The sequence below is a fragment of the Senimuribacter intestinalis genome, from assembly GCF_943192965.1.
GTDB classification, from domain to species: Bacteria; Bacillota; Clostridia; order Peptostreptococcales; family Anaerovoracaceae; genus Senimuribacter; species Senimuribacter intestinalis.
Genome location: NZ_CALPCF010000001.1, coordinates 1 through 26,090, shown reverse-complemented (window position 1 = coordinate 26,090; position 26,090 = coordinate 1). Strand labels below are relative to the sequence as shown.

Sequence of the window (26,090 nt, the reverse complement as noted above, 5' to 3'; positions counted from 1 at the left end):
GCAGTTTGTATGTTATTTGATGGACTTGATTTTCAAATCACTGATACTGTCTGCGGCACGACCAATCTTGTTGGCGAGGCAGTTAAGGTCTTTAGAAAATTCACGCATAATAATGATTTCCTTTAAGGGAAGCGTCTGTTTGTCAAGTTCTGCGATGATTTCCCAGTAAAGTCTCTTAACTTGGTTTTCGTTCTTCTTTGCCTTGACTAGATTTTCCCAGAAAACATCACAGTTATCGTTCCAGCTTTCCATGGCTGATGTGATGGCGAGAATGGAACTTGCAATGCAGCGTGCCATTTCTACGTGCTTTTCAAAGGGGGTATAGCTGAAAAATACCAGAAAATCCTTTAAATCCTTGACTTTATCTGTCATGTCGTCGATAGAGCGGGACACGGCAAATAGATCGTGACGATCAAGGGGTGTGATGAAAGAGTTTTCTACATAGTCGATGAGGCTTCTTCTGACCTTATCGGCTTTTTTTTCGCATTGCTCGATAGAATCTGCCAGTTGGTCGTCTGGCTGATTCATAAAGTTTAAGAGCAGGGAAATACTTTTGGATGTATATTCACACTGTTTGAGCAACATGGAGTGAAAATCGGGTCTTTCGTTTTTCTTGAAAAAATTTGGTTTTCTTTTCATGATATTCGAGTTCCTTTCTACCAGTTAAATCAGGTGAAGCAGCAGGAAGACCAGACCGCCGGTTGCTGCCGAGGCGGGAATGGTAATCAGCCACGCGAGGAGAATTTTTTTTGTAACAGTCCAGTTGACGGATTTAGGCGTATTGCCGCTGCCGACTCCCATGACCGAGGAGGTGATGACCTGGGTGGCGCTGATGGGAAGTCCGGTCAGGTTAGCAAGGGTCATTACGCTGATGGTAGCAATCTGGGAGGCAAAGGAATTGTGAATATCGATTTTACAAATTTCCATGCCCACAGTTTTAATCATATTATATCCGCCGGTGATAGTACCGATGGCAAGAGCGGCACTGCAGCTTACGATGAGCCAGAATGGGATCTCAATTCCTGCGGAAAAATATCCGGCAAGGCCGATGGCGATAAGTCCCATGACCTTTTGGGCATCATTGCTGCCATAGCTGAACGCTAGGAAAAAACTGCTCAGTTTATGCAGAATACGAATCCTGGGCTGCCATACGATGGTAGCGCTTTTTAAAAGGGTGTTCTGCAATTTCAGGAACAAATAGCCGAAGATAAATCCCAGCAGAGGGGATATGAGCATAGCGAGAATGACTTTTACAAAGATAGAGTTCCAAAGTATGTATCCTGCGCCATAAGCGGCAATACCGCTGCCAATCATGGAGCCAATCATAGAGTGAGAGGCGCTTGAGGGAAGTTTGATGATCCAGGTCAGGATATTCCAGACCATGCTTCCTGCAAAGGAAGCAGCCACAAAGGTGTAGCACTGGTCAGAACTTCCGGCAAGAACTGGCGTGATATCAATGATGTTTTCTGATATGGTGTAGGCCACTGCTGTACCCAGTGCTAGAGCCCCTAAAAGGTTTGCAAGCCCGGCGATAAAAACGGCTTTCGCAGGCGGAATAAGCCGAGAGGAAATGGTGGTGGCAACGATGGTGCCGCCATCGTGCATACCGTTGATATAGGCGAAAATAAGTCCAATGGCAATCATAAAATAAAACATAAAATACGCTCCGTTTCAGTATTGTCAACTTCATTATATATGCAAGAAGGAAGAGAAAAGTTTAGAGAATCCTAGAATTTTCGGAAGTTTTTTTGTAGAAAGTTACAATTTATAAATCCACAAAAAAGTACCGAAATCTTTGTGTTTTATCAAATCCATATTTGTAGAAATATTGCTATAATTTACACAGTGCAATAATACTATATAAATTTTTAAAGGAGGAACTTATTTATGAAAGATAAGGCTAAGACCAAAGAGCGTTCGGTTCGCGTAAAGAGAAAACCGAACATTGTGGAAGCGCTCTCAGCAGTCATCGTGCTGCTTGTAATCTTTTTCTTCGGTTCCCTTGCAGATCTGTCTGCGCCAGCGCTGATTGGCATTTCCCTGTGCTGGGTGGTATTCATCGGCTGGCGCTGCGGCTATAGCTGGGAAGAGATGGAAAAATATACCGCAGAGAAAATTAAATCTGCTGCACCGGCAATGTCGGTTCTCATTGCAGTAGGGTTTCTGCTGGGCTCCTGGATGTACTCCGGAACCATTCCAATGTTTATTTATTACGGCGTACAGCTTGTCAGTGAAAAGTGGATTTTAGTTTCCGCATTTGCATTGTGTGCGATCTTCTCCACCTGTACAGGTACTTCATGGGGATCTGCTGCAACAGCAGGTATTACTATGATGGGAATCGCAACAGCAATGCCGAACGTAAACATTGCAGCGGTAGCAGGTGCGTGCTACACTGGCGCCATCTTCGGGGACAAGCTTTCTCCGCTGTCTGATACTACCATTTTAGCAGCGCTGTCCACGAAGAACGATATTTTCGATCATATTAAGCACATGTCTAAAACGGTTATTCCGGCTGCGGTCATCGGTGTGGCAGTATATCTGGTGATGGGTATCAGTGCTTCCACCACAGGGACAGGACTTCCGGAAAACACGCTGCAGCTTCTTTCTACGCTGGATTCCGTATTTAAGTGGAATATTCTGGTGCTGCTGCCTCTGGTAATCGTAGTATACGGCGCGGTTACTAAAAAGCCGTCTACGGTAGTGATGATGATTTCTGCGGTTGTAGCGCTGCTCATCGGTATGTTCTATCAGGGATTTGAACTGGCAGACGGTGTAACTGCCCTTTACAGCGGATTTAATCTGGAAATGGTGGAAGGCGCAAGACCTGGATTTATAGCTGCAGAGGCAGGGGAAGACGCTATGACGCTTCTGAATCGAGGCGGACTTTCCTCCATGCTGAAATCTTTCATTCTAATCTATATTTGCTTCTATTTTGCAGGTATTATGGAACAGATTGGCGCAATCGAAGTACTGCTTGGTAAACTGTTGCAATCTGTAAAGACCAGATTCACGCTAATTCTGGCAACTGCGGTTTCTGTAATTATTTTGGTTGCGATCGGCGGAAGCTCTTCGCTAGCACTGATTCTGACTGGTGAGATGTATAACGAAAAGTATAAGGAAATGGGTCTTTCTACACTGAACCTTTCCAGAACTATGGAAGATTTCGGTACTGGTATGGCAGGGTTTATCCCGTGGTCTGGCTCCGGCGTTTACTATCCGTCAGTGCTGGGCGTTCCAATCAGCGCATATCTTCCGTATTGCTTCATGAGCTATGCAGTATGGGTAATCGCACTGGTATACGCTATGACCGGTATTTGCATGAAACCTCTGGAAGCAGATGCTGAACTGAAAGAAAGTGAAGGAGCTGAAGCATAATGATTGCGGATATGCATGTACATACAAGATGGTCCAGTGATTCTACAACACCGGTGGCAGAGCAGGTAGAGCGCGCCATTGAACTGGGCATGGAGTCTATCTGCATTACTGACCATCAGGACTTTGATGCACCGAGATTTCCCCCGGACTATTTTACGTTTCTCATCGACGACAGAGGCGATGATGCGGCAATTTCTGCATATGTTGCAGATTTAGCCAGTGTAAAGGAGCGTTATGGGGACAGAATTGAAGTACTTACAGGTATTGAGCTTGGCATGCAGCCTCATCTTTGTGAAAGATTGACAGAACTTGCAAATTCCTTTCCGTTTGATTTCATCATCGGTTCAACCCATACGTTTCACAAGATGGACGCTGAGGATAAGAGGCATTATGAAGGCGTAGATATCCAGCTTGCAGTCTCTCAATATTTTGAGGAGGAGCTGGAAAATATCAAACGTTTTCAGGTATTTGATGTAGCAGGACACATGGATTTTGTACTGCGCTACGGTCCCGGTGCACTGGAACAGTTCACTTATGCTAAATATGCAGATATTCTAGATGCGATTTTGAAAGAACTCATCGAAACAGGGCGGGGCATTGAGTGCAACACCTCTAAGTTTGCTGCAAAGAACATGACCAATCCACACCGTGATATTATAAAGCGGTATGCAGAACTGGGCGGTGAAATTATCACCTTTGGTTCTGACTCTCATGTATCTTCCCGCTTAGGCGAGGGCTTTTGTGAAGTCGCAGAGATGGTGAAGGCTTGCGGCATTGATTACTATGCGGTGTTCCGCCAGCATAAACCTTCGTTCTATAAAATTTAAAAAGTAATAAAGAACCCGGATATGTAGGTCATATGCGGGTTCTTTTGCAGTTAAAAGGAAAATCGGTTATTTTGTTATCAGCTTACAGATGTCTTCGCCCAGTTTAATCGGGTCTTCTACAGTGAGACCGGAGATCAGGACTGCCTGGCTGTAGAGCAGGTTTGCATAAGTTGCGACGAGATCTTTGCCGTCATCTCCTTTTGCATAGGTTTCTTTCAGCGTTTCCATTACCGGATGGTTTGGATTGATTTCTAAAATGCGCTCTGCCTTTACATTCTGGTCTGTCGGCATTGCGTTGAGCACCTTTTCCATTTCCAGTGAAAGTCCGCCTTTAGTAGTCAGGCATACTGCGGAGTTTTTCAGGCGAGGGGACAGCTTTACTTCGGTGACCTTGCCTGCCAGGGTTTCTGTCAGGAATGCGAGAAGGTCTTTGCTTTCTTCTTCTGCTTTTTTCATTTCTTCCTGCTGGGCTTCTGATTCCTCAAAAGAAAGGTCTTCTGCGGAAACGGACTTAAACGGTTTTTCCTTGTAAGTTCCCATCATCTGCAGAACAAATTCATCGATTTCATCGGTCAGGTAAAGGATTTCATAGCCTTTATCCTTGATAAATTCAGTCTGCGGCAGCATGTCGATTTTTTCTACAGATTCACCTGATGCATAGTAGATTGCGTTCTGCGCTTCTCCCATTTTGGCAAGATATTCGTCTAGGGAAATCATTTTCTTTTCCATGGACGAGTAGAAAAGGACTAAGTCGGAAAGTACATCTTTGTGCATTCCAAAGTCGTCGTAAATGCCGTATTTTAACTGTCTGCCAAAGTGATTGAAGAACTGCTCGTAGCCTTCGCGGTCGTTTTTCATAAAGTCTGCCAGTTCTTTTTTGATTTTCTTTTCCAGGTTCTTTGCAATGTTGCGAAGCTGTCTGTCGTGCTGCAATGTTTCCCGGGAAATATTCAGTGTTAAATCCTGAGAATCTACGAGCCCCTTTACAAAGTTGAAATAATCTGGCAGCAGTTCTTTGCATTTATCCATAATCATCACGCTGCTGGAGTAAAGCTGCAGACCTTTTTCGTAGTCCTTAGTATAGTAGTCGTATGGTGTGTGTCCCGGAATAAACAGAAGGGCAGTGTAGCTGGAAACGCCTTCTACACTGGTTCTGATGACACGACAAGGATCCTGGTAATCGCCGAATTTACTCTTGTAATATTCGTTGTAATCTTCGGCTTTAACTTGGCTTTTGGCACGCTTCCAGATTGGTTCCATGGTGTTTAGCGTATCCAGCTCCATGTAGCTTTCCATTTCCGGCATTTCGCCTTCTTTGGTTTCAGCATCTTCCTTTGGACGGCGCTTTTCGACCATCATCTGAATCGGGTAGCGAATGTAGTCGGAGTATTTTTTGATTAAATTGCGAATGGTATACTCTTCCAGGAATGTGGTATAGTTTTCGCCTTCGGTATCCTCTTTGATATGAAGTACGATTTCGGTACCTGGGCTTGTTTTTTCCGCTGGTTTGATGGTGTAACCATCTGCACCCTGGGATTTCCAGACGTTAGCTTCCTCGCTGCCGTAGGCTTTAGATGTGACAGTAACTTCGTCAGCCACCATAAATGCGGAATAAAAGCCAACGCCGAATTGTCCGATGATGTCAATCGGGTTTGTATCTTCAGATTTCTTTTCTTCAGCATGTTCTTCCTTAAAGGCAAGGCTGCCGCTCTTTGCGATGGTACCAAGGTTTGCTTCCATTTCAGCAGCGCTCATACCGATGCCGTTATCGCTGATGGAAAGGGTACGATTTTCCTTATCGGCTGTGATGTCAATGTGAAAGTCGGAACGCTTAATGCCGGTATCACCGGACTGCAGACTCTGGTAATACAGCTTATCCAGTGCGTCACTGGCATTGCTGATAAGTTCTCTTAAAAAAATCTCTTTATGGGTATAGATTGAGTTAATCATTAAATCCAAGAGTTTCTTGGACTCTGCTTTGAATTGTTTCTTAGCCATTGTCTCTCCTCCATAGTCTTCTACTTTGTGTTGTTAGCACTCGATAATAATGAGTGCTAAAACTCATATAATATAATGTACCACTTCTGGCAAAAAAGTCAAGAGGGATTCGAAAAGAAGTCAAAAATGAAAATCTAGTGGCCGTTTTGCAGCTCTTTACTGAGAATCAATAAATTATTCCAAAACATGTTCAAGCCCCTGTGCCATGATGGTAGCGACATGATCGTCAGCTAGTGAATAGTAGATGGTTTTTCCTTCTCGGCGGAATTTTACCAGGGCAGTCTGCTTGAGAACGCGCAGCTGATGAGAAATTGCGCTCTGGGTCATTGACAGCGCATCTGCAATTTCCTGTACGCAGAGTTCCTGAGAGGATAGGATATACAAAATCCGGACTCTGGTAGGATCGCCAAAGACCTTAAATAGCTCTGCTAAGCTGTAAAGGGTTTCTTCCTCGATAGGGTGATCTGTTTTTTCAAAGTCCATGTTTTTTCCTCCGTATTTTTAAGAATGGGAGGAAAGCAGCCTGGAGCGTTTCCTCCCGATAACATTATTTTTTGTATAGTGCTCTGATTGCATTCAGTACGCACAGCATAGCCACGCCTGTGTCGGCAAATACAGCAAGCCACATGTTGGCAAAGCCGATAACACCTAGAACCATGACAGCTGCTTTGATTACAAGGGCAAAGATGATGTTTTGCTTTGCGATTGCGTTTGTTGCTCGTGCAATAGAAATGGCGCTTGGAATAGAGTTTACCTCTGTTTGCATAAATACTGCATCGGCGGCTTCAATTGCTGCATCGGCGCCGCTTCCCATAGCAGCACCTACATCAGCTCCGGCGAGAACAGGTGCATCGTTGATACCGTCTCCGACAAACATAACGCTGCCTTTTTCTTCTCTTACTTTTGTCAGCATGGTCAATTTATCCTGCGGAAGCAGTTTTGCATATACCTGATCGATGCCTACTTGAGCTGCAACAGCTTCAGCGCTGTTTTTTGCATCACCTGTCAGCATGACGGTGTGAAGGCCCATTGCCTTAAGACGGCTGATGGCGTCTTTTGCATCAGCTTTTATAGTATCTGCGATGATGAGGCGCCCTGCAAATTTTCCGTCGATGGCGACAAAGACTTCGGCGCCGCTTGCAGCCTCAGAAAGTGTCGGCATAGCAATTTGATATTTTTCCATCAGTTTTTGATTGCCGCAGAGGACAAGCCCTTCTTTCATTTGGGCGACGATACCGTGTCCTGCGATTTCATTCCGCTTTTCTGGAACCGAAAGGGTGAGTCCTTTACCAGTGGCAGCGCTGACGATGCTGGTTGCGATCGGATGCGTAGAGTGCTGCTCACAACTTGCACAGATTGCAAGCAGTTCGTCCTCGCCATAAGTTCCGGCGGAGATGATTTTCTGCAGGAGGAAATTTCCTTCTGTAATCGTGCCAGTTTTGTCCATGACAACGACCTTCAGCTTACCCAGGGCTTCTATGGAAAGTCCTCCTTTAAACAGGATGCCTTTCTTTGAGCCTGCACCGATGCCGGAGAAAAAGGCAAGGGGTACACTGAGTACTAGCGCACAAGGGCAGCTCATAACAAGGAAGGTAAGGGCAGTATAAACCCAGTAGTTCCAATTTCCTGTTGCCAGAGAAGGTACCACAGCAAGAAGAAGTGCAGCGATAACGACGCAAGGCGTATAGACTCTGGAGAATCTGGTAATAAAGCGGTCTAATTTCGGTTTACTTGCAGCAGCGTTTTCGACAGAATCTAAAATTTTGGAAACCATAGATTCGGAAAGGGATTTTTCTACTCTGATTTGCAGTTGACCGGAAGTATTGAGGCAGCCGCTGGTTACAGCGGTGCCTGGTTTTGCGCTAACAGGAACAGGTTCTCCTGTGATTGGAGAGGTATCAATACGGCTTTCTCCATCTATGATGATGCCGTCCAGAGGGATTCTGTCTCCAGGACGGATAAGCAGGATGTCTCCGACTGCAGCTTGTTCTGCGGGGATTATTGCTACGGATGTTCCTTTTACTAAATTAACCACTTCGGGACGCATATCGATAGCATCCATGATCTGTACGCGGCTTTTCTCGACAGCTTTATGTTCAAAGTATTCGCCGATGCGGTAAAAGAGCATAACGCCTACCGCTTCTAAGTATTCAGCGATGATAAAGGCACCGATGGTAGCAATGCTCATCAGGAAGTTTTCATCAAAGATCTGTCCTTTTGTAATGTTTCTCAGGGCTTCTAAGATGATTTTTCCTCCCAGAATCAGGTAGGATATGACGGACAGTGCAATCATAATGCGGGGATCCAGCCCCATATGGTGGGTAATGACACCGCCTGCAAAGAGGAGGGCGCCTGCCAGAATCGTGCCGAGTTCCAGTTTGTCTTCTGAAATTTTTTTCTTTTTGGAATTGCTGCGGGCTTCTTTTGTATCTGCAACGCTGGATGGCTGTTTTGCCTGCATTGTAGCAGGATCTACGACTTTTACCTGAGATTCAATAGAACTGCAGATTCTGCGGATTTCTGGCAGCAGTGCATCACAGTCATCAGCAGCAATGCGAAGCTGTTTTGTCGCGTAGGTAATGGTTGCGTCTTTTACAGTCGGCAGCTGATTGATTTTGTCTTCCATCTTGGAAGCACAGTGGGCGCAGCCAAGATTTTCCAGTAGATAGATTTTTTTGTCTGCCTTAGCAAGAACAGCAGCGTCAACGTGGTGATGCTCATGCTCGTGGTGCTCATCGTGTTCGTGGTGGTCGTGCTCGCAATGGCAGTCGCAGTGTTCATGATGATGGTGCGAGTGTTCCTCATCTCCATCACCGCCGCTGTCATCTTCCTCACAGCAGTGCTCATGCTCATGGTGATCGTGGCCGCAACCGCAATCGCAGATTTCTTCTTGGTGTTCATGGTGATGCTCATGGCTATGACCGCCGTCACAGTGTACACCGGCTTCGTGATGGTCGTGATGCGCATGACCGCAGCCACAGTGTTCATCGTGATGGTGAAGTAATGGCTGTAAAGAATTTCTTTTGTGAATTGCTTTCATTATAAAACCTCCTCTTTATCATTCAATTAACATGAATGAATGTTCATATGTTTATTTAATCATATATCGTGGCTGTTGTCAAGAGGAAAAGGCAAATTTTAAATAAGTACACCATAGAAGCAGTGTAAAACGTCAAAGAAAAACTGGAAAAAGGAAAACTTTAACCTAAATTGCGATTTTTATTAAATGATGTATAAAAGATTTTTGGCAGAAATCTTTACTTTTGCGTTTTATGCAAGATACTGAGTAAAGCTTCAAATAAACTTACGCAAAATGCAAAGTATCAACAAGGCAGCAGGGATAATATCTGTAAGAATAACCGGTAAGTATGTTTTTTCAGATGGTTTTATACATTTTTTCAGAATTTTATAATTTTCGGTTAAGAATCGCACATCCACTTTATACACTTTTTCAAGAAATACCTGTTTTAAGTTAAAATCATTGCACGGGTAAGACAATTTTCAGGTGGATAATTTTTTCTTCATGCCCTTGCCATGTTACTCAACTATCAGTTGGTTGCGGCTTTAGATATGTCTGTGGTAAAATATAAAAAAGGAGGAAGAGGATGGACACCAGGACTTTAGATTATGATAATTCGGCGCATTTATTGCGCAGCGGCGGAAGGAAAAGCATTTGACCCAGCTGCAGCTGGCAGAACTTTTAGGGGTAACAGATCGGGCAGTTTCTAAGTGGGAGAGAGCAAAGAGTTTTCCCGATGTATCCATATTGCATTCTTTATGTGATGCTCTTTCGATTTCGGTAAATGAGCTCTTTGCAGGGGAGCTGAGTACGCAAAGATGTTTTTGCGAACCAGAAGGCGGAGAGCGGATGCTTAAAGGGATTAGAAGTTATTTAAAAAAACAGAGAAAGAGAACAGTCGCAGCTTGGATGACTATAGGTGTTCTGATGATTATAATTCTTTTTTCAGTAATTTTTTACTGGCAGAGTAAACAGCCAGTAAATTTTGCTGAAGGAGATTTTGTAATCCGTGAGATACAGGGCGTGCTTTCCGATGGCACGGTGTATACGCTTGTTGCGGAAAGCGGAACTGAGGAAATAGCACAGAAGAGAATTAAGACGTTGCTGCAGGATATTGAAGGCATAGAGAGGATTGATGATGCGAGACAGCTTTATCAGGAATATTACATAGAAATAAAAGGAATTGGGATTTTTTATCAGAACGGATATTATGACGAAAAAAGTGCGTGTTATTATAGCTATGAACAGATTTGGTTTACTTATCTAGAAAATCTGGTGAGGAATTATGCAGAAGAAGAAAACTATATTTATAGAGGAAAGAAAGCGTTTGATTTTGGGGACAGATCTGTTACGCTGAACACAGAGGTGGTAGAAAAACCACAGGAACTGATTATAGATGAATTTTGTGATATGATCAAAGGGAATGAGGCAGGTAATAAATCGGCGCATGTGGAAAGTATTAAAATTTTGTCTATAGAAAATCTTTCTGATGATATACTGTTTTCTCATTCTGAGGTGGAAGCGATTCAAAAAGAAATTACATATCTCTCCTTGTATGATTATCGAGTATATGAAGTTGTTTCGGAATTTAAATATACTGAATCGCTCAAGGCTTTAGGACCGCAGATAAAAGAGGGTGTACGGCAGCAGCTTTTTCTCATTGGAGATAGAGGCGATGGCTATGAGATCTGTTATAAAACTTTTCCTTTCTTTCCTTGAATTTCGTGATAAAATAGAGTTGAAAGTAAATACTATTTTAGTCAGAGGTGTGACAAATGATTCAGGAATTAGGAGAACGGAAGTTGTACAACGAGTTTGAAAAGAAAGAGGCAGAGGCGGAAGATCGGGTCTTTGTCTTTGACGAGGATAGAATTTTAGTAAGGAAAGGTAGCAACGGCAGGCTGGCAGTGCCTAGTGCTGTTTTTTTTGAAGGGGCTGATCTGCAGTACCTTTTCAGAATTGAAAAAGATGGTTACTTCTTAATGAAAAGCGACGGGGAATCTGTAATTCAACAACTTTTGAATGATGGATATTTTTGGGAATCCACAAGGAATTTGCGGGATTTGGAACATAAGGAACTGGCCTTCGCGGCATCTACTGCACATCATTTATATCAATGGTACAGAACCAGCAGATTTTGCGGGAGGTGCGGAAAGCGTCTGAAACCCGATGATAAAGAGCGGATGATGCGCTGTGCTTGCTGTGGAAATACAGTGTATCCGAGAATTGCGCCGGCAGTTATCGTAGGGGTAATCAATGGCGATAAGATACTCCTCACAAAGTACAATGGCAGAGCGTACAAGAAATATGCATTGATTGCTGGCTTTACAGAGATCGGCGAAACAGCGGAAGAAACGGTGAGTCGTGAAGTCATGGAAGAAGCTGGGCTTAAGGTAAAAGATATTACCTATTATAAGAGTCAGCCATGGGGAACGGATTGCAATCTGCTTTTGGGATTTTTCTGCCATGTGGATGGAAACGATGAGATTACCATGGATTCTGAAGAACTTTCTGTTGCGGAATGGGTCAGCCGAGATGAGATGGATGTTAAAGACGATGGCATCAGTCTGACGAGAGAAATGATGCGCATTTTCAAGGAGGGAAAAGTAGAGTGATGTATGACATTATAATTATTGGAGCGGGACCTGCGGGGCTTACTGCCGCTATTTACGGACAACGTGCCGGAAAGAAAACTCTTCTGATTGATGCAAAAGGATTTGGAGGGCAGATATTAAACACGCCGGAGGTAGAAAATTACCCGGGGATCAAGAAAATTTCGGGGTTTGAACTGGCGACAAGTTTCTATGAACAGGCGACAGAGCAGGGCGCTGAGATTATCTATGAAGAAGTGGTTTCTGTTGAAACTTGTGAGAATATAAAGCTCGTTGTGACAAATAACGGCAGCTACGAGGCGAAAACGGTTATTCTCGCTGCTGGGGCGAAAAATCGCCCGCTGGGTCTTCCAGAAGAAGAAAGATTTGTGGGAAGCGGCGTTTCCTACTGTGCAACTTGTGATGGCGCTTTTTTCAGAGGAAAAAAAGTGGCGGTCATCGGCGGCGGAAATACAGCCCTGGAAGATGCGGAGCTTCTTTCTGATCTGGCAGAAGAAGTCTATCTGATTCACAGAAGAGGCACTTTTCGCGGAGAGCAGACTGTCGTAAAAAGACTGCTCACTAAGGATAATGTAGAGTTTTATCTGGATAGCGTTCCTGAAGCAATTTTGGGAGAAGCGCTGGTGAATGGTCTTAAGATCCGTAATGTGAAAACAGAGGAAGTTACAACGCTGCAGGTGTCAGGCGTATTCGTCGCTATCGGACAGATGCCTGCAAATCAGGCGTTTTCAAAGGTAGTAGACCTGGATGAGAAAGGCTATATCATCGCTGGTGAAGACTGTCTTACAAAGACACCCGGCGTTTTTGCCTGCGGAGACTGCAGAACCAAGTCTGTTCGCCAGCTGGCTACAGCTACTGCCGATGGAGCCGTAGCAGCACTTGCAGCTGCAGCGCATGTGAATGGGTTGTAAAGGAAAATTTGTCTGCGGTAGAGTGATATGAATAGTAAGAGGAGAAAGCATGACAGAGAAGAAAAAATTTGTAGCATCATTTAGTACAGGCAAAGATAGCAGTTTAGCACTTTATAAAGCGATAGAAGCCGATATGGAGCCGCTGGGACTTTTAATTACTTATAATACAAACGCAGAGAAAGCTTGGTTTCACGGAGTGGGACGGGATGTGCTCGATAGACTTTCTGCGGCGCTGGAAATTCCAATCGATTTAATTATGACGGACGGAACAGATTACGAGGAAAGGTTCGAGGAGAAACTGCGTGAGTGGAAAGGCAGGGGCGCTGAGTACTGTGTCTTTGGCGATATCGATTTAGAAGCACATCTTAAGTGGGACAAGGATCGATGTGAGGCAGCAGGTCTTACAGGATATTTTCCTCTCTGGCAGATGGATCGCAAAGAAGCGGTGAAGGAACTTTTGAAAGCGGGATTTACTGCAAGAATCACTACAGTAAATACAAAATATATGGGTGCAGAGTATCTGGGGAAAGCATTATCTTTGGAACTGCTTACACGTCTTGCAGCAGAAGGTGTTGATGTCTGTGGAGAGAATGGAGAATATCATACGCTGGTTACAGATGGTCCACTGTTTAAACAGACTTTTGATTATGAGTTTGGAAAAACGGTTTTTGACCATGGATATGCAAAGCTTATGGTGGAATAGATCGTGTGCGAAAGTTTAAGAAAAACTTCTGAGGAATTTTAAAATTCCTATTGACAAACCTCCAAGAAAATGGTAATCTATTCAAGCTGTTCATTGAATGGAAAGATAGGCAGTGCAGGAAAGATACCTGCCGGCAGAATGTTAAGTTGCGACATATTAAAAGCATAAAATACTAAAAAAGTTCTTGACATTCTCAGCTAGGTTTGATAATATATTTCTTGCAGTGATTTGAAGAAACTATGTGGCGGTGTAGCTTAGTTGGCTAGAGCGTCCGGTTCATACCCGGAAGGTCGGTGGTTCGACTCCACTCGCCGCTACCACTTTGGGCGTTTAGCTCAGCTGGGAGAGCATCTGCCTTACAAGCAGAGGGTCATAGGTTCGAGCCCTATAACGCCCACCATTTTTCAAATCACTGACGCTTGTATGCGAGCTGTGTAAGTGATAGTTCCTCAGCTAGCAAGCAAGTGGCTTACGGAGGTCGTTTACTGTATTTGTAGTGGCAGTACGGTAAATGAACCGGTAATGCGGCCTGGTAGTTCAGTTGGTTAGAATGCCAGCCTGTCACGCTGGAGGTCGACGGTTCGAGCCCGTTCCAGGTCGCCAATTTTTTTAAAGTATATTTTGCTGTGGATGATGCAAAAGCTGAGCATAAATTGACGGTGAATTGCATAATTTCAGCAGAGTAGTATATACTATATGGTGGGTATCGTCAAGTGGTTAAGACACAGGGTTGTGGCTCCTGTATACGTGGGTTCGAATCCCACTATCCACCCCATATCATTTTTATGATTATGGCGACATAGCCAAGTGGTAAGGCAGAGGTCTGCAAAACCTTTATTCCCCAGTTCAAATCTGGGTGTCGCCTCCAAATGTTGGGGTATCGCCAAGCGGTAAGGCAATGGATTCTGATTCCATCATGCGCAGGTTCGAATCCTGCTACCCTAGCCAATTTATTGAAAATGCTTGAGTCCAGCGACTTGAGCATTTTTTTTATTAGGAATAATAGGCAGTTCATTTTGCTAGGGTGAATTTGCTCAGTATAAATATAATAAATTTATAGGGGATTGATATATATATTTAGTAAATTTTCTTATAAGAATAGCTATATAGGTATTTTGAAGATATAAGTAATGGTTCCATTGATGACAGACTTCTGCGGATTGACTATCGTTATCCACAGGGACGTGAACGTTTTACCGGTGGCGAAGATATCACTGTTTACGGGGTAGTGGGTGGTTATAGAGAAAATGATCCATATGTGCAGTCGTTATGAGTTAAATAACTTCAAAATATAGACATATAAATATATTCTATGATATAATACAAGAAAAACTCAATACCGATATTTATATTAGGAGGTAGAAGATGTATTGCAGTAAATGTGGAACTAAGGCAGATGATGATGCTTTGTTTTGTGCATCATGCGGAGCAAAACTTGTACATATTGAGCCTGCTAAGGAAGAGAAAGTGATAGGAGCGGAGACAGCAAATAATCTGGAAGAGGCAGAACTTGCTCAAGGAGAGATCCCCATGGATGCAGTTGCTGCAAACAAAGCGAAGAGATTTAAATGGCTGATTGCAGCAGGAGTTGTAGTTGTGATTCTAGTTGTTTTCTTAATTTTGAAAATGACTTCTGCTCAAGGATATTTAGGCAAAATGCCATATGGTATTAACTTCGGAGAAAGCTATGAGCAAATTTTGGAAAAAGATGCTGACGCAGGGAAACCTAACTGGAATGATACGCAGGACATCAGTACACATGAATCGCTGGACGGAACATTTTTGGGTCTGGAGAAAGATGACCTGGAAATTAATTTGTCTTATGCATTAGGAACGGATAATTCTCTTCGGACAATCACTGAGGTAATACAGAGAACGAATGATTCTGATATTCCTGAAGGAGAATTATTTGACACTTTGCAGGAACGTATGACCAAGAAGCTAGGTGAACCAGAAACTACAACGTTGGGCGTGCAGTGGAAGGATTCTGATGGTATCACATTTGAATTACTTTACTTTGGTGATGATATCATATTTTTGACTATTTCACCGGAATAAATTGAACAATCTGAGAGGATAGCAGCAGCGGTCGGGCTTGTGTATTTGCAGCCTGACCGTTTTTTATTGGTTTCACAAACCACCCATTTTGATGTATAATGAACGCAGACGATTATACCAGCGTTGCTGCAAGGAATCGTCATGGTATAATGAACGCAGTTATGAAAACAGAGGGGGATTTCATGAAAAATATCGCAAAGACTATTGCAATCATAGATGATGATGTGCCAATCGGAGACATGCTCTGTGAGGTGCTCGAAAAGGAAGGTTACAGCGTGTGCAGAGCTTATTCGGGCACAGAGGCTCTCTATTTGCTTGCGCAGAAAAGACCGGATTTAATCCTGCTGGATTTAATGTTACCGGGTCTTTGCGGCGAGGAAGTCCTGAAACATACTTCCGGGATACCGGTCATCGTAATCAGCGCGAAAGTAGATGTAGAGGATAAAGTCAATCTGCTGATGAGCGGCGCTGTAGATTATGTGAGCAAGCCATTTGCAGTGAAGGAACTTTTGGCGCGCATCGCGGTGCACCTCAGGACTGCGGTAACGCCTTCGGAGCTTCTTTCTTTTGGGGATTTAAGACTGGACGAACAGCGCCGGCTGGTGACCGTAGCCAATCAGGAGGTAAAACTTACGAAGACAGAGTTTGCGATTTTGAAGCTGCTGATGCAGCAGGCAGGCGGCGCGATTTCAAAGTCAGCCATTTTGGAGCGCATCAGTTTCGATACGCCGGACTGCACAGAGGCTTCGCTGAAAATCCATGTCAGCAATCTTCGCAAGAAACTGCGTGAGACTTCCGGCAGAGATTATATTGAAGCCGTATGGGGAATTGGATTTAAGTTGACAGAATAAACCTTGTAAAAGCTTTACGAAATCTTTACATTTTTCTTTACCGCTTTCTTTACCGTCTGCTTGTAAAATGATAGGCGTGAAGAAAAGGAGGTACATCATATATGGAATACGTTTTAACGACGGAGGGTCTGTCCAAAAGCTACAAGCAGTTTAAGGCGCTGGACGGACTTTCTATGCATGTGCCGAAGGGCTCTATTTATGGGTTTGTAGGAAGAAACGGCGCGGGAAAAACGACACTGATTCGGTTAATTTGTGGTTTGCAGGAGCCATCTGCGGGAAGCTTTGTCCTCTATGGGAGAAAAAACTGCGAGAAATCAATTGCAGCAAGCCGCAGCAGAATGGGTGCTGTGGTAGAAACGCCATCTATTTATGGCGAGCTTACGGCTGTCGATAATCTAAAAATGCAGTGCAGGGTGCTGGGGCTGCCGTCTTTTGACGGTATTGCGGAAATTTTGGCGTTGGTAGGACTTGGGCATACCGAAAGAAAGAAGGCGAAACATTTTTCTCTTGGTATGCGCCAGAGACTGGGGATTGCCATTGCCCTTGTAGGAAATCCTGATTTTCTGCTGCTAGACGAGCCGATTAACGGATTGGATCCGCAGGGGATTATTGAAATGCGGGAATTAATTTTGAAGCTGAATCGGGAGCATCAGATTACGGTACTGATTTCCAGCCATATTTTAGATGAACTTTCCAAGCTGGCGACCCATTATGGGTTCATTGACGGCGGCAGAATGATGAAAGAAATCAGTGCGAAGGAGCTTGAGGAGGTTTGCCGCAAATGTGTGCGCACGGAGGTTTCAGATACGAAACGTCTTGCAGTAGTCCTGGACCGCATGGGAATCGAGTATCACATTTTCTCAGAAAAACAGGCTGATATCTATGCGAAGGTCAACGTTTCAGAACTTGCGATGGAATTGGCAAAGGAAAATTGTCAAATCATTTCAATGGAAGAACGGGACGAAAGTCTGGAAAGCTACTTTGTCAGTCTGGTGGGAGGTGCAAGTCATGAATAATTTAATTTTGGCAAATTTGATGAGATTAAAAAAATCAAAAATCTTCTGGGGCATTGCGGCTTTTATGGCAATGTTGGGATTTTTTTTCGCTTTTATGAAGAAACAGGTCCGGGACAGTGGAATGGACGCTACCTTGGAAAGCGGGGCTTTTCAGTACGTGGCGCTTGTTGGAATAGTGATTGCCGTATTTTGTGCAATTTTTACAGGAACGGAATACGCTGACGGAACGCTTCGAAATAAGATTATTGCAGGACACCAGCGGTGGGAGATCTATCTGTCGACGTTTGTGGTATGCAGTCTTACCTCGATGTTTTTCTGCCTGATTCATATGGTCTGCTACCTTGGATTGGGCGCGGTGCTTTTGGGCGGCTTTGGCGAGGCAGTTTGGGCGATGGTGATTTTTGCCGGCTGCGCTCTGATGTTAAGCGTCTGCTTTTCCGCAATTTTTACGCTGGTTGTGCTTTTGTGCCACAACAAAGCAGCCTCTGCGGTAGCCTGCATTCTTTTGGCGCTGCTGCTGCTTTTTGCCGGTTCTTATATAAAGGGGTTGCTTGATGAACCGGAGGTTTACGGAGGCTATTACATGGATGAAACGGGAACGCTGCAAAATGCTGAGCCGGAACCGAACCCGAGATATATTTCCGGGACTACGCGGGATGTCTATACATTTTTATTGGATGCGACGCCGGGCGGACAGCAGATACAGGTATCCACGATGGAAAATGATAAACCATGGCTGCTGGCTGGCTACTCGTCGGTTATATCGGTTGCGGTCACGGCTTTGGGTATTGCGCTGTTCAGAAAAAAAGAACTGAAATAGAGGCTAAGATAAAGGACGTGTTTTATGGTATTTTTCTTATGGGGAATAATCGGTGTTTTAGGCTGCACTGTGGTAGTGCTTGGCTATAAGCTTTATGGAGTTAGAAGAGCGGCAGAGGAGATTCAGCGGGAATTCGCGCTGCGTCTTGAAATGGATACAAACACGTTGATTCATCTGTCACATCAAGATCCCGCAATGCGAAAGTTGGCGGCGGCAATCAACGACCAACTGCGCAGGCTGCGCAAACAACGTATGCATTTTTTGCAAGGGGATACGGAGCTAAAGGAGGCAGTCACGAATATTTCTCATGATCTTAGAACACCGCTTACGGCAATCTGCGGTTACCTGGAACTTTTAGAGGATATAGAAAAAGACGAGGTGGCGGAACGCTATCTGACACAGATTACCAGCAGGGTGGAAGTGATGAAGCAACTGACGGAAGAACTCTTTCGCTATTCGGTAGTTGCTTCGGTGAAAGAACTGTCGGAGGAAACGCTGGACTTGCGTAGGGTGCTGGAGGAAAGCCTACTTTCCTATTACGGCGCTATGCAGCAAAGAGGTATTATGCCGAAAATCAATATATGCACAGAGCCGGTTGAACGATATCTGGATAAAGCGGCGGTGAATCGAATTTTCGGTAATGTCATCAGCAATGCACTGAAATATAGTGATGGAGATTTTGAGGTAACCATGAGTGCAGGTGGTGTAATCATTTTTGCTAATACAGCAAGGGATTTAACATCACTGGATGTGGAGCGACTTTTTGATCGGTTCTATACAGTGGAGACAGGCAGAAACAGCAGCGGTCTGGGACTTTCTATTGCAAAGCTTTTAACGGAAAAAATGGATTGTACTATAGAGGCCGAATATGTGTGTGATAAGCTGCTTATTATTCTAAAATTTCCTTGCATGGGAGAAGACGGTAGGCTATAATATTTGGTATGAAAAATATTGTACGCTATTTTCTTTAACAATATATGGAGGAAAAAATATGGAAAAAATTGTACGTCCTGAGTCGATGGAAAGAATCACAACTGCCGCATTGGCAGAGGCTTTCATTTCCGAACAGGTGGAAGAAGTGAGAAAACAGGTTGGGGATAAGAAGGTACTGCTGGCGCTTTCCGGCGGGGTAGACTCCTCTGTCGTAGCGGCGCTTTTGATTAAGGCAATCGGAAGCCAATTGGTCTGCGTGCACGTAAATCACGGTCTTCTGCGCAAAGGCGAGCCAGAGCAGGTAGTAGAGGTGTTCAGAAACCAGATGAACGCGAATTTGATTTACGTAGATGCTGTGGATCGTTTTCTGGACAAGCTTGCCGGTGTGGATGAACCTGAGAGAAAGCGTAAGATTATCGGCGCGGAGTTTATCAGAGTATTCGAAGAGGAGGCTCGCAAGCAGTCCGGCATTGAATTCCTGGCACAGGGTACAATTTATCCGGATATTTTAGAAAGTGATGGCGTTAAGGCGCACCACAATGTTGGCGGTCTTCCGGAAGACCTGCAGTTTGAACTGGTTGAACCGGTGAAGCTTCTCTTTAAGGACGAGGTCAGAGTGGTAGGAAAAGCGCTGGGACTGCCTGACAACATGGTGTTCCGTCAGCCGTTTCCTGGTCCTGGACTTGGCGTTCGCTGTCTTGGCGCGATTACAAGAGATCGTCTTGAAGCGGTTCGCGAGTCTGACGCAATCGTTCGTGAAGAGTTTGCGAAAAATGGGCTTGAGGGCAAGGTATGGCAGTATTTTACCGCGGTGCCTGATTTTAAATCTGTAGGCGTAAAGGATGGCGCAAGAAGCTACGAATATCCAGTCATTATTCGTGCGGTCAACACTGTGGACGCGATGACTGCAACGATTGAAGACATCGACTGGCCGGTGCTTCACAAGATTACTGATAGAATTTTGGCTGAGGTTGAAGGGGTAAACCGAGTGTGCTATGATTTGACACCGAAGCCATGCGGCACCATTGAGTGGGAATAAATCATAAAAAATCCTACATTCCTTGAAATGAAAGGAAACGACAGGCTGGTGCTCCTTGGAGCGCCGGCCTGATTTATGCTTGTCGACGGGAGTGTTTGCTGTTATATGAAAGAAACAAATCGGTATTTGAAGGAGAGAATCACTGTGAAAGACATCAAAAAAATCTGCAAAATTGCATTGGTATAGGCAGAGCCTGTTTTGTTTGATAAAAAAGCATCTCTGGAAAAGACACTTCGATATATCGACGAAGCGGCATCCCAAAATCCAGACCTGATCGTTTTTCCTGAGCTTTTCATTCCTAGCTACCCGATTGGAATGAACTTTGGTTTTAGCATGGGCAAGCGAACTGAGGAAGGCCGAAAGGATTGGAAACGGTATTATGATGCTTCTGTTGTTGCCGGGGCTGAGGAATTCAGAGAACTTGCCGACAGAGCGAAGAAGACAGGCGCCTATATTAGTCTTGGCTTTTCTGAGCGGGATGCGGTCAACGGGACGCTTTATAACAGCAATGTCATTTTCGAGCCGGATGGGACCTATAAGGTGCATCGCAAGTTGAAACCGACCGGATCAGAACGGACTGTCTGGGGCGACGCAAACAAGGATTATTTTCCGGTGACAGAAACGTCGTGGGGTTCGATTGGCAGCCTGATTTGCTGGGAGAGCTATATGCCTCTTGCCAGGGTAGCACTTTATCAAAAAGGAATCACCATCTATATTTCGCCTAATACGAACGACAACCCGGAGTGGCAGGCTACGATTCAACATATCGCGATTGAGGGCAAATGTTACTTTATCAATGCGGATATGATTGTTAGACGTTCCTCCTATCCTTCTGACCTCAATGAGAAAAAGGCGGTTCTTCAGCTGCCGGAAATGGTCTGCAGTGGGGGCAGCTGTATCATTGATCCCTATGGGTATTATGTGACGGAGCCTGTTTGGGATGAGGAAACGATTATCTACGCGGAGCTTGATATGGATTTGCCTGCTGCGTGCAAGATGGAGCATGACGCGGTGGGACACTACGCAAGGCCGGATGTATTGAAGCTGCTTGTCAATGAGCAATAACTTCTGGTTTATCAGAAGCTTTCTATTAATAAATGTCTTGGAAAAAGGCGGGGAATGCGGTTGTATTTTCTGCCTTTTGTAATTCTATTTTGACACTAAGAAAATGAGCGACCCAAAATAACAGGTGAAATATTAATAAACCTGCGAATTTTTTTCCGTGAGTGCACAGAAAATACAGTCCCATATAAAATAGACGTTTTCGTGGTTCTATTGCCATTTTGGGAAAAAAGAAGTATGTCTAGTTATATAAATTATACTTATGAGATAGAAGAAAATGAAAGCACCTGAAGGAAAATATGTATGAACAGCCAGTGCCGGTGAAAAGGAACAGATTGTAATACCGAAACAGGCTTGTGATATTTTTGGAATTGAGCCGGGAGATACGCTCCTCCTGCTTTGCGATATTGAGTGTGGGATTGCGATACCTCCGAAAGGAGCATTTGCCGAATTGTTCGGTATAGCATATGGAGAAAAGGGCGGTGATTGAAGAAAATAGCCTTTTGTATCCCTGCACATGGTAAACTCAATCCCATGCTGCCAGTTGCAACAGAACTGGTGAAACATGGAGATGCGGTCAGGTTTTATTCGTTCAACGAATTTGAGTGCTGTAAATTTGCATTTTGAACCGTGTGATATCTAAAAGAAAACGACAGAGTATTTGAAGCTGAAAAGACAGCTGAAAGTGCTATTTTTCTTGCATTTTGGCAGGCGATGCCGTATAATGCATGGCGGAGGCGATAACTACTAAACCAGACGGGAGGAACCAATGACTGAACTATTAGCTCCGGCGGGAAACATGGAAGCGTTAAAGGCTGCGATTGCAAACGGCTGCGACGCAGTCTATTTGGGGATGCGGAAATTCGGCGCCCGCGCTTATTCGTCCAACTTTGATACGGAATTATTAAAAGAAGCGGTTGCTTATGCGCATCTCAGAAATGTAAAAATATATGTAACCATGAATACGATTGTATTTGAAGATGAGATTGACGACATGAAGAAGCAGCTTCAGCTGCTGAATGAGATTGGCGTAGATGGTGTCATCGTGCAGGATTTAGCGGTTTTTGACTATGCTGTCAACCATTTTGAGGATATGGAAGTACACTGCTCGACCCAGATGGGCATTGATGACCTTGAAGGCACTTTACTTTTCAAAGAATTGGGTGCTAAAAGAGTTGTTCTGTCGCGAGAAGTCGAAATTGAAAAGGTGAAAGAAATCAAACGGACTGCGAAGATACCTCTGGAAATCTTTGTCCACGGCGCTCTGTGTGTATCTTACTCAGGAAATTGTCTTATGTCCGGTCTCATCGGATATCGGAGTGGAAATCGGGGCAGATGTGTTGGATCCTGCCGCAAACCTTATGAACTAATTGACAGGACCACAGGCGAGTCTTTTGGAAAAAACTACCTGTTATCGACCAAGGACTTAAATACCATCGACTATATAGAGGAACTTAAGGAAATCGACTCTCTGAAAATCGAGGGGCGTATGAAAGAGCCTGCCTATGTGGCAAACGTCGTTTCAAAATACAGAGCCGCACTGGATGGCAAGGTGACAGTAAGTGACAAGGAAGATTTGAAAAAAACTTTCAATAGAACCTTTACAAAAGGGTATCTGTTTCACGAGGACCCGAAAGACTTGTCCAATATTCAAAGACCGAACAACTTCGGTTACGAGATTGGCAGAATTACAGGATTTTACAAAGGCATGTATGAAATCACCCTGGATAAGGTATTAAATCAGAACGATATCATCAGAATCGATGCTGGAGGCGAAGACGTTAATCTGTCCGTTGTAAAACTGTACGACAGAGAGGGAATGCTGATTAACAAAGCTGAAGATGTTTGCTATATCAAAATAAAAGAAAAGCTATCCATAGGAGACGTAATCTATAAGACGAAAGACTACCTGTTTTATAATGAGCTGGGAAACGGTTTACAAGACGAATTCAGACGATTTCCGCTACATATGAAAGTTTACGCTTATCCCGGTGCAAATCTGGTCATTGACGCAGAAGGGCTGGGATGCAGCTACTTGTATGAAAGCGGAGAAATTTTGGAAGAGGCGATGAATAATCCGACCACTAGAGAGCAAGTTGTGAAACAGCTTTCTAAACTGAAAGACACAGTCTTTTCCCTTGGTGATGTGGAATTTGAAGAGTACAACGCTTTTATTCCGGTGAAAATGCTCAACAGCGCCAGACGCACAATCGTCCAGGCCTTATACGACGCAAAGATTACAGGCAAAGCACGACGTACGAAAATTCCCGAGGCGAAAAAGAAAATCTCTTTCGCACAGAAGAATCCGTATCTTACTGTTTCCGTTACGACAAAAGCGCAGTATGACGCCTGCGTAAAGTGCGGCATAAAGGAAATCTATTTTGACAATGTTATTCGAAGAAATCAAATTACTTATGAAGAAAAAGAAGGGGAACTTTTGATCGGCGGATACGGCGGAATCTATTATTACAGAGACCGCAATCCATTTGTCACCGACTATTCTCTAAATGTAGTCAATGCAGATAGCTGCTACGAGCTTTTTCGACTGGGCGCAAAGCGAGTAACTTTGTCCTATGAGTTGAACAAAAAGCAGATTGGTGATCTAATTGACGCATACTATGCAAAAAATGATGGCTATCCAGCTTTGGAAATGGTGGTATACGGACGTGCACCGTTGATGTTCACAAAGTATTGTCCTATGAAAAAAATGAATCAGTGTGGTAACTGCAGAGCAAAGACCTACGAGATGAAAGATGAATACGGTACCTTTCCGATTCTTTCCCATGGTGACTGCACAACCACGATTTTGAACGGCAAGATACTGAATCTTCTAGATGAAATACCGTCCATTAGAGGTATTGAGGCTTTTAGACTGAACTTCACCATTGAATCAGAAGACGAGGTAGTCAAAGTAGTTAAAGCAGCGCAGCAAAAGCTGAACAGCGCAAATGCTACAGCTAACAAACCTCTTTTCAATCAGGAAACAGATACCAGGGGACACTTTAATAAAGAAATTATCTAGCAATAGTAGAAACGAGGATAAAAGAATGATTCGAGTAGAAAAACTATCTTACGGTTTTCCTGCAAAAGATTTATATCACGATATTTCGTTTTCTTTAGAAACAGGGCAGCACTGCGCTTTAATCGGAAGCAACGGAAGCGGCAAATCAACGTTAGTCGATATGCTGATACAACCTGACGAATATCTTTACGACGGAAAAATATACAGATCAGAAGATTACAGAATTGGATATGCTAGCCAGTTCAATGCAAAAGATAAATTACAGGATTGTACTGTTTTTGAATATCTCAGTGAAAGATTTTTAAAAATCCAGAAAGACATCGCTCAGATTTGCGAAGAAATGGCGACAGCGGAGGATATGGAGGCGGCACTGGAAAAATATCAGCAGCTTCTTGACATAAATGAAGCCATGGACGGGGACAATTATGAAAGCAATATCCGCAAACAGCTACACATAGCACATATGAGTGGCCTCGCAGAAACAAAGCTGTCTAAGATTAGCGGAGGCGAATACAAGGTTCTGCAGATTATCAGAGAAATGCTTCTTGCACCGGATCTGCTAATTTTGGATGAACCCGATGCATTCTTGGATTTTGCCAATCTGAGCAGTCTCTGTCAGTTAATCAACGAGTATAAAGGAACTTTGCTGGTGGTGACTCACAGCAGATATCTGCTCAATCACTGTTTTAACAAAATCCTGCATTTGGAGAATGCAGATTTGCAGGAATTTGACGGCAATTACACGGAATACCGCTGCTCTATTTTTAGAGAAAAGTTGAAACTGAGGATGCAAAACGCAGCGGAGCAGGAGGAAATTGAACGTACAGAACAGATGGTTCAAATCCTTCGCAAAAGAGCAACGGATATGGTGAATCCGGTCATCGGAAGGTCTGTCAATGCAAAACAGTCACAACTTGATCGTCTGCGCGCAAGGCAGATTAAGGCTCCCTTTATTGAAATTCGCGAGCCGGAAATCGTGCTGCCGGAGGTTTCGGCTGCTGAGTCTGGAACTGAAACAAAGAAAACTGTACTTCACGTTGCAGATTATGAGGCAGCGTTTGATGAAGACTTGCTGCAGAATGTGAATTTTCAACTGTTTGCAGGGGAAAAGGTGACGATTGTTGGCGCAAACGGCACAGGTAAGACTACTTTAATCCGTGACATTTTGGAAAATGATAATCCTTCCATTTATATAGACGAGAACACAAAGTATGCGTATCTGTCACAGCTACAAGGAGTATTACACGATGAAAACAAGACTGTATATCAGGTTCTGCAGAATTATGGCTTTGAGACAAAGGAAAGGGCGCGTGGATACCTTGCAAAGTTTTGCCTGGAAGAAGCGCTGCTGGATCAAAGAGTAGGGCAGCTTTCTGGAGGTGAACAGAATTTGCTTCAGATTGCCCTCATCACAAATTCAAACGCAGAGCTTTTAATTCTCGACGAACCGACCAGTCATCTGGATATTTACGCGCAGATGGCCTTGGAAAAAGCGATTTCCGAATACAGAGGAGCGGTGCTCATGGTCAGTCATGACTTTTATTTAGCAGCAGGATGTGCGGATTATGTGCTTTTAGTAGAAGATAATACTGTCAGACGCATACGAACGAAGAATTTTCGTAAAATGGTGTATGATAAGTATTTTGACCGAAATTACCTGGAAACAGATAAACGGAAGCAGGAGCTGGAAGCAACCATCGCTGCAGCCTTTAAGCGTGACGACTTTGCCGCAGTGGAGAAACTGTGCGGAGAATTGGAAGAAGTGAGCGCTGAAGGATTCAGAAAAAAAGAACAATAGAAAAAAGGGAAAAAGGTACTTGACGGGAGGGGAAAAGGGTGATATA

At 44.0% G+C, this 26,090-nt stretch carries 20 protein-coding genes, 6 tRNA genes and 1 pseudogene; 22 read left to right on the top strand and 5 right to left on the bottom strand.

From position 1 onward, the window contains the following. Nucleotides 1–12 precede the first annotated feature (12 nt). Together NFR88_RS00135 and NFR88_RS00130 are read right to left on the bottom strand one after the other, a co-directional pair. Nucleotides 13–639 (bottom strand): DUF47 domain-containing protein, encoded by a 627-nt coding sequence (locus NFR88_RS00135; RefSeq protein WP_160201189.1) that lies wholly within the window; start codon nucleotides 637–639, stop codon nucleotides 13–15. Nucleotides 640–663: 24 nt separating this feature from the next. After that, complete coding sequence (locus NFR88_RS00130) at nucleotides 664–1,656, bottom strand: inorganic phosphate transporter (RefSeq protein WP_251612520.1); 993 nt, start codon at nucleotides 1,654–1,656, stop codon at nucleotides 664–666. A 231-nt stretch (nucleotides 1,657–1,887) separates the two neighbouring features. Here NFR88_RS00130 and nhaC point away from each other — a divergent pair, with 231 nt between their 5' ends. Then, a complete protein-coding gene (nhaC, locus tag NFR88_RS00125) occupies nucleotides 1,888–3,375 on the top strand; it encodes a Na+/H+ antiporter NhaC (protein WP_251612518.1) in 1,488 nt (495 codons plus the stop codon). Further along, the gene (locus tag NFR88_RS00120) at nucleotides 3,375–4,202 is read left to right on the top strand and encodes a histidinol-phosphatase HisJ family protein (protein WP_251612514.1); all 828 of its coding nucleotides are present in this window, start codon (nucleotides 3,375–3,377) and stop codon (nucleotides 4,200–4,202) included. The genes nhaC and NFR88_RS00120 overlap by 1 nt, the downstream gene beginning before the upstream one ends. 66 nt (nucleotides 4,203–4,268) lie before the next feature. On the opposite strand, the gene htpG is transcribed toward NFR88_RS00120, so the two are convergent. From htpG to NFR88_RS00105, 3 genes are all read right to left on the bottom strand, one after another. Beyond that, nucleotides 4,269–6,200 (bottom strand): molecular chaperone HtpG, encoded by a 1,932-nt coding sequence (htpG, locus tag NFR88_RS00115; RefSeq protein WP_251612512.1) that lies wholly within the window; start codon nucleotides 6,198–6,200, stop codon nucleotides 4,269–4,271. Nucleotides 6,201–6,374: 174 nt separating this feature from the next. Continuing rightward, nucleotides 6,375–6,683, bottom strand: coding sequence for an ArsR/SmtB family transcription factor (locus tag NFR88_RS00110; protein WP_161908203.1), 309 nt, complete (start codon nucleotides 6,681–6,683; stop codon nucleotides 6,375–6,377). A gap of 64 nt (nucleotides 6,684–6,747) precedes the next feature. Then, nucleotides 6,748–9,240, bottom strand: a complete 2,493-nt coding sequence (locus NFR88_RS00105) for a heavy metal translocating P-type ATPase (RefSeq protein WP_161908202.1) — start codon at nucleotides 9,238–9,240, stop codon at nucleotides 6,748–6,750. Between the two features lie 606 nt (nucleotides 9,241–9,846). On the opposite strand from NFR88_RS00105, the gene NFR88_RS00100 reads away from it, so the two are divergent. The 20 genes and pseudogenes from NFR88_RS00100 to NFR88_RS00005 all read left to right on the top strand — a co-directional run bounded on the left by NFR88_RS00100 (nucleotide 9,847) and on the right by NFR88_RS00005 (nucleotide 26,044). Next, nucleotides 9,847–10,938 carry a helix-turn-helix domain-containing protein gene (locus tag NFR88_RS00100; RefSeq protein WP_285813808.1) on the top strand — a complete coding sequence of 364 codons (1,092 nt, stop codon included), beginning with the start codon at nucleotides 9,847–9,849 and terminating at the stop codon, nucleotides 10,936–10,938. Nucleotides 10,939–10,994: 56 nt separating this feature from the next. Then, the gene (gene nudC / locus NFR88_RS00095) at nucleotides 10,995–11,834 is read left to right on the top strand and encodes an NAD(+) diphosphatase (RefSeq protein ID WP_251612508.1); all 840 of its coding nucleotides are present in this window, start codon (nucleotides 10,995–10,997) and stop codon (nucleotides 11,832–11,834) included. After that, nucleotides 11,834–12,742, top strand: coding sequence for a thioredoxin-disulfide reductase (gene trxB / locus NFR88_RS00090; RefSeq protein ID WP_251612504.1), 909 nt, complete (start codon nucleotides 11,834–11,836; stop codon nucleotides 12,740–12,742). Before nudC ends, trxB begins: the two co-directional genes overlap by 1 nt. Nucleotides 12,743–12,791: 49 nt before the next feature. Further along, entirely contained in the window at nucleotides 12,792–13,445 is a 654-nt protein-coding gene (locus tag NFR88_RS00085) for a Dph6-related ATP pyrophosphatase (protein ID WP_161908198.1), read from the top strand. A 243-nt stretch (nucleotides 13,446–13,688) separates the two neighbouring features. Next, nucleotides 13,689–13,765, top strand: a tRNA-Met gene (locus tag NFR88_RS00080). 4 nt (nucleotides 13,766–13,769) lie between these two features. Further along, a tRNA-Val gene (locus NFR88_RS00075) sits at nucleotides 13,770–13,845 on the top strand. Between the two features lie 126 nt (nucleotides 13,846–13,971). Continuing rightward, a tRNA-Asp gene (locus tag NFR88_RS00070) sits at nucleotides 13,972–14,048 on the top strand. Nucleotides 14,049–14,144: 96 nt separating this feature from the next. Further along, nucleotides 14,145–14,220: transfer RNA gene (locus tag NFR88_RS00065), tRNA-His, on the top strand. Between the two features lie 18 nt (nucleotides 14,221–14,238). Then, nucleotides 14,239–14,313: transfer RNA gene (locus tag NFR88_RS00060), tRNA-Cys, on the top strand. A 5-nt stretch (nucleotides 14,314–14,318) separates the two neighbouring features. After that, nucleotides 14,319–14,393 (top strand) — tRNA-Gln (locus tag NFR88_RS00055). 417 nt (nucleotides 14,394–14,810) lie between these two features. Further along, a complete protein-coding gene (locus NFR88_RS00050) occupies nucleotides 14,811–15,503 on the top strand; it encodes a zinc ribbon domain-containing protein (protein WP_251612502.1) in 693 nt (230 codons plus the stop codon). Between the two features lie 182 nt (nucleotides 15,504–15,685). Then, nucleotides 15,686–16,354, top strand: a complete 669-nt coding sequence (locus NFR88_RS00045; protein ID WP_160201301.1) for a response regulator transcription factor — start codon at nucleotides 15,686–15,688, stop codon at nucleotides 16,352–16,354. Between the two features lie 101 nt (nucleotides 16,355–16,455). Further along, nucleotides 16,456–17,370 (top strand): ABC transporter ATP-binding protein, encoded by a 915-nt coding sequence (locus NFR88_RS00040; protein ID WP_160201177.1) that lies wholly within the window; start codon nucleotides 16,456–16,458, stop codon nucleotides 17,368–17,370. Beyond that, a complete protein-coding gene (locus NFR88_RS00035) occupies nucleotides 17,363–18,190 on the top strand; it encodes an ABC transporter permease (RefSeq protein ID WP_160201176.1) in 828 nt (275 codons plus the stop codon). Before NFR88_RS00040 ends, NFR88_RS00035 begins: the two co-directional genes overlap by 8 nt. Before the next feature lie 24 nt (nucleotides 18,191–18,214). Next, complete coding sequence (locus NFR88_RS00030; protein ID WP_160201175.1) at nucleotides 18,215–19,123, top strand: sensor histidine kinase; 909 nt, start codon at nucleotides 18,215–18,217, stop codon at nucleotides 19,121–19,123. A 58-nt stretch (nucleotides 19,124–19,181) separates the two neighbouring features. Then, nucleotides 19,182–20,162 carry a glutamine-hydrolyzing GMP synthase gene (gene guaA / locus NFR88_RS00025; protein ID WP_160201174.1) on the top strand — a complete coding sequence of 327 codons (981 nt, stop codon included), beginning with the start codon at nucleotides 19,182–19,184 and terminating at the stop codon, nucleotides 20,160–20,162. Nucleotides 20,163–20,360: 198 nt separating this feature from the next. Next, nucleotides 20,361–21,227 carry a carbon-nitrogen hydrolase family protein gene (locus NFR88_RS00020; protein ID WP_251612500.1) on the top strand — a complete coding sequence of 289 codons (867 nt, stop codon included), beginning with the start codon at nucleotides 20,361–20,363 and terminating at the stop codon, nucleotides 21,225–21,227. Between the two features lie 274 nt (nucleotides 21,228–21,501). Next, a pseudogene (locus NFR88_RS15190) lies at nucleotides 21,502–21,714 on the top strand (AbrB/MazE/SpoVT family DNA-binding domain-containing protein). A 279-nt stretch (nucleotides 21,715–21,993) separates the two neighbouring features. Then, complete coding sequence (locus NFR88_RS00010) at nucleotides 21,994–24,246, top strand: U32 family peptidase (RefSeq protein ID WP_251612498.1); 2,253 nt, start codon at nucleotides 21,994–21,996, stop codon at nucleotides 24,244–24,246. Nucleotides 24,247–24,271: 25 nt separating this feature from the next. Beyond that, on the top strand, nucleotides 24,272–26,044 hold the full coding sequence (locus NFR88_RS00005) for an ABC-F family ATP-binding cassette domain-containing protein (RefSeq protein ID WP_251612496.1): 1,773 nt from the start codon (nucleotides 24,272–24,274) through the stop codon (nucleotides 26,042–26,044). Nucleotides 26,045–26,090 lie beyond the last annotated feature (46 nt).

Excerpts from the sequence above, each read along its gene's own strand:
- NFR88_RS00135 (WP_160201189.1), bottom strand. The coding sequence starts at position 639 with ATGAAAAGAAAACCAAATTTTTTCAAGAAAAACGAAAGACCCGATTTT.
- NFR88_RS00130 (WP_251612520.1), bottom strand. The coding sequence starts at position 1,656 with ATGTTTTATTTTATGATTGCCATTGGACTTATTTTCGCCTATATCAAC.
- nhaC (WP_251612518.1), top strand. The coding sequence starts at position 1,888 with ATGAAAGATAAGGCTAAGACCAAAGAGCGTTCGGTTCGCGTAAAGAGA.
- NFR88_RS00120 (WP_251612514.1), top strand. The coding sequence starts at position 3,375 with ATGATTGCGGATATGCATGTACATACAAGATGGTCCAGTGATTCTACA.
- htpG (WP_251612512.1), bottom strand. The coding sequence starts at position 6,200 with ATGGCTAAGAAACAATTCAAAGCAGAGTCCAAGAAACTCTTGGATTTA.
- NFR88_RS00110 (WP_161908203.1), bottom strand. The coding sequence starts at position 6,683 with ATGGACTTTGAAAAAACAGATCACCCTATCGAGGAAGAAACCCTTTAC.
- NFR88_RS00105 (WP_161908202.1), bottom strand. The coding sequence starts at position 9,240 with ATGAAAGCAATTCACAAAAGAAATTCTTTACAGCCATTACTTCACCAT.
- nudC (WP_251612508.1), top strand. The coding sequence starts at position 10,995 with ATGATTCAGGAATTAGGAGAACGGAAGTTGTACAACGAGTTTGAAAAG.
- trxB (WP_251612504.1), top strand. The coding sequence starts at position 11,834 with ATGTATGACATTATAATTATTGGAGCGGGACCTGCGGGGCTTACTGCC.
- NFR88_RS00085 (WP_161908198.1), top strand. The coding sequence starts at position 12,792 with ATGACAGAGAAGAAAAAATTTGTAGCATCATTTAGTACAGGCAAAGAT.
- NFR88_RS00050 (WP_251612502.1), top strand. The coding sequence starts at position 14,811 with ATGTATTGCAGTAAATGTGGAACTAAGGCAGATGATGATGCTTTGTTT.
- NFR88_RS00045 (WP_160201301.1), top strand. The coding sequence starts at position 15,686 with ATGAAAAATATCGCAAAGACTATTGCAATCATAGATGATGATGTGCCA.
- NFR88_RS00040 (WP_160201177.1), top strand. The coding sequence starts at position 16,456 with ATGGAATACGTTTTAACGACGGAGGGTCTGTCCAAAAGCTACAAGCAG.
- NFR88_RS00035 (WP_160201176.1), top strand. The coding sequence starts at position 17,363 with ATGAATAATTTAATTTTGGCAAATTTGATGAGATTAAAAAAATCAAAA.
- NFR88_RS00030 (WP_160201175.1), top strand. The coding sequence starts at position 18,215 with ATGGTATTTTTCTTATGGGGAATAATCGGTGTTTTAGGCTGCACTGTG.
- guaA (WP_160201174.1), top strand. The coding sequence starts at position 19,182 with ATGGAAAAAATTGTACGTCCTGAGTCGATGGAAAGAATCACAACTGCC.
- NFR88_RS00010 (WP_251612498.1), top strand. The coding sequence starts at position 21,994 with ATGACTGAACTATTAGCTCCGGCGGGAAACATGGAAGCGTTAAAGGCT.
- NFR88_RS00005 (WP_251612496.1), top strand. The coding sequence starts at position 24,272 with ATGATTCGAGTAGAAAAACTATCTTACGGTTTTCCTGCAAAAGATTTA.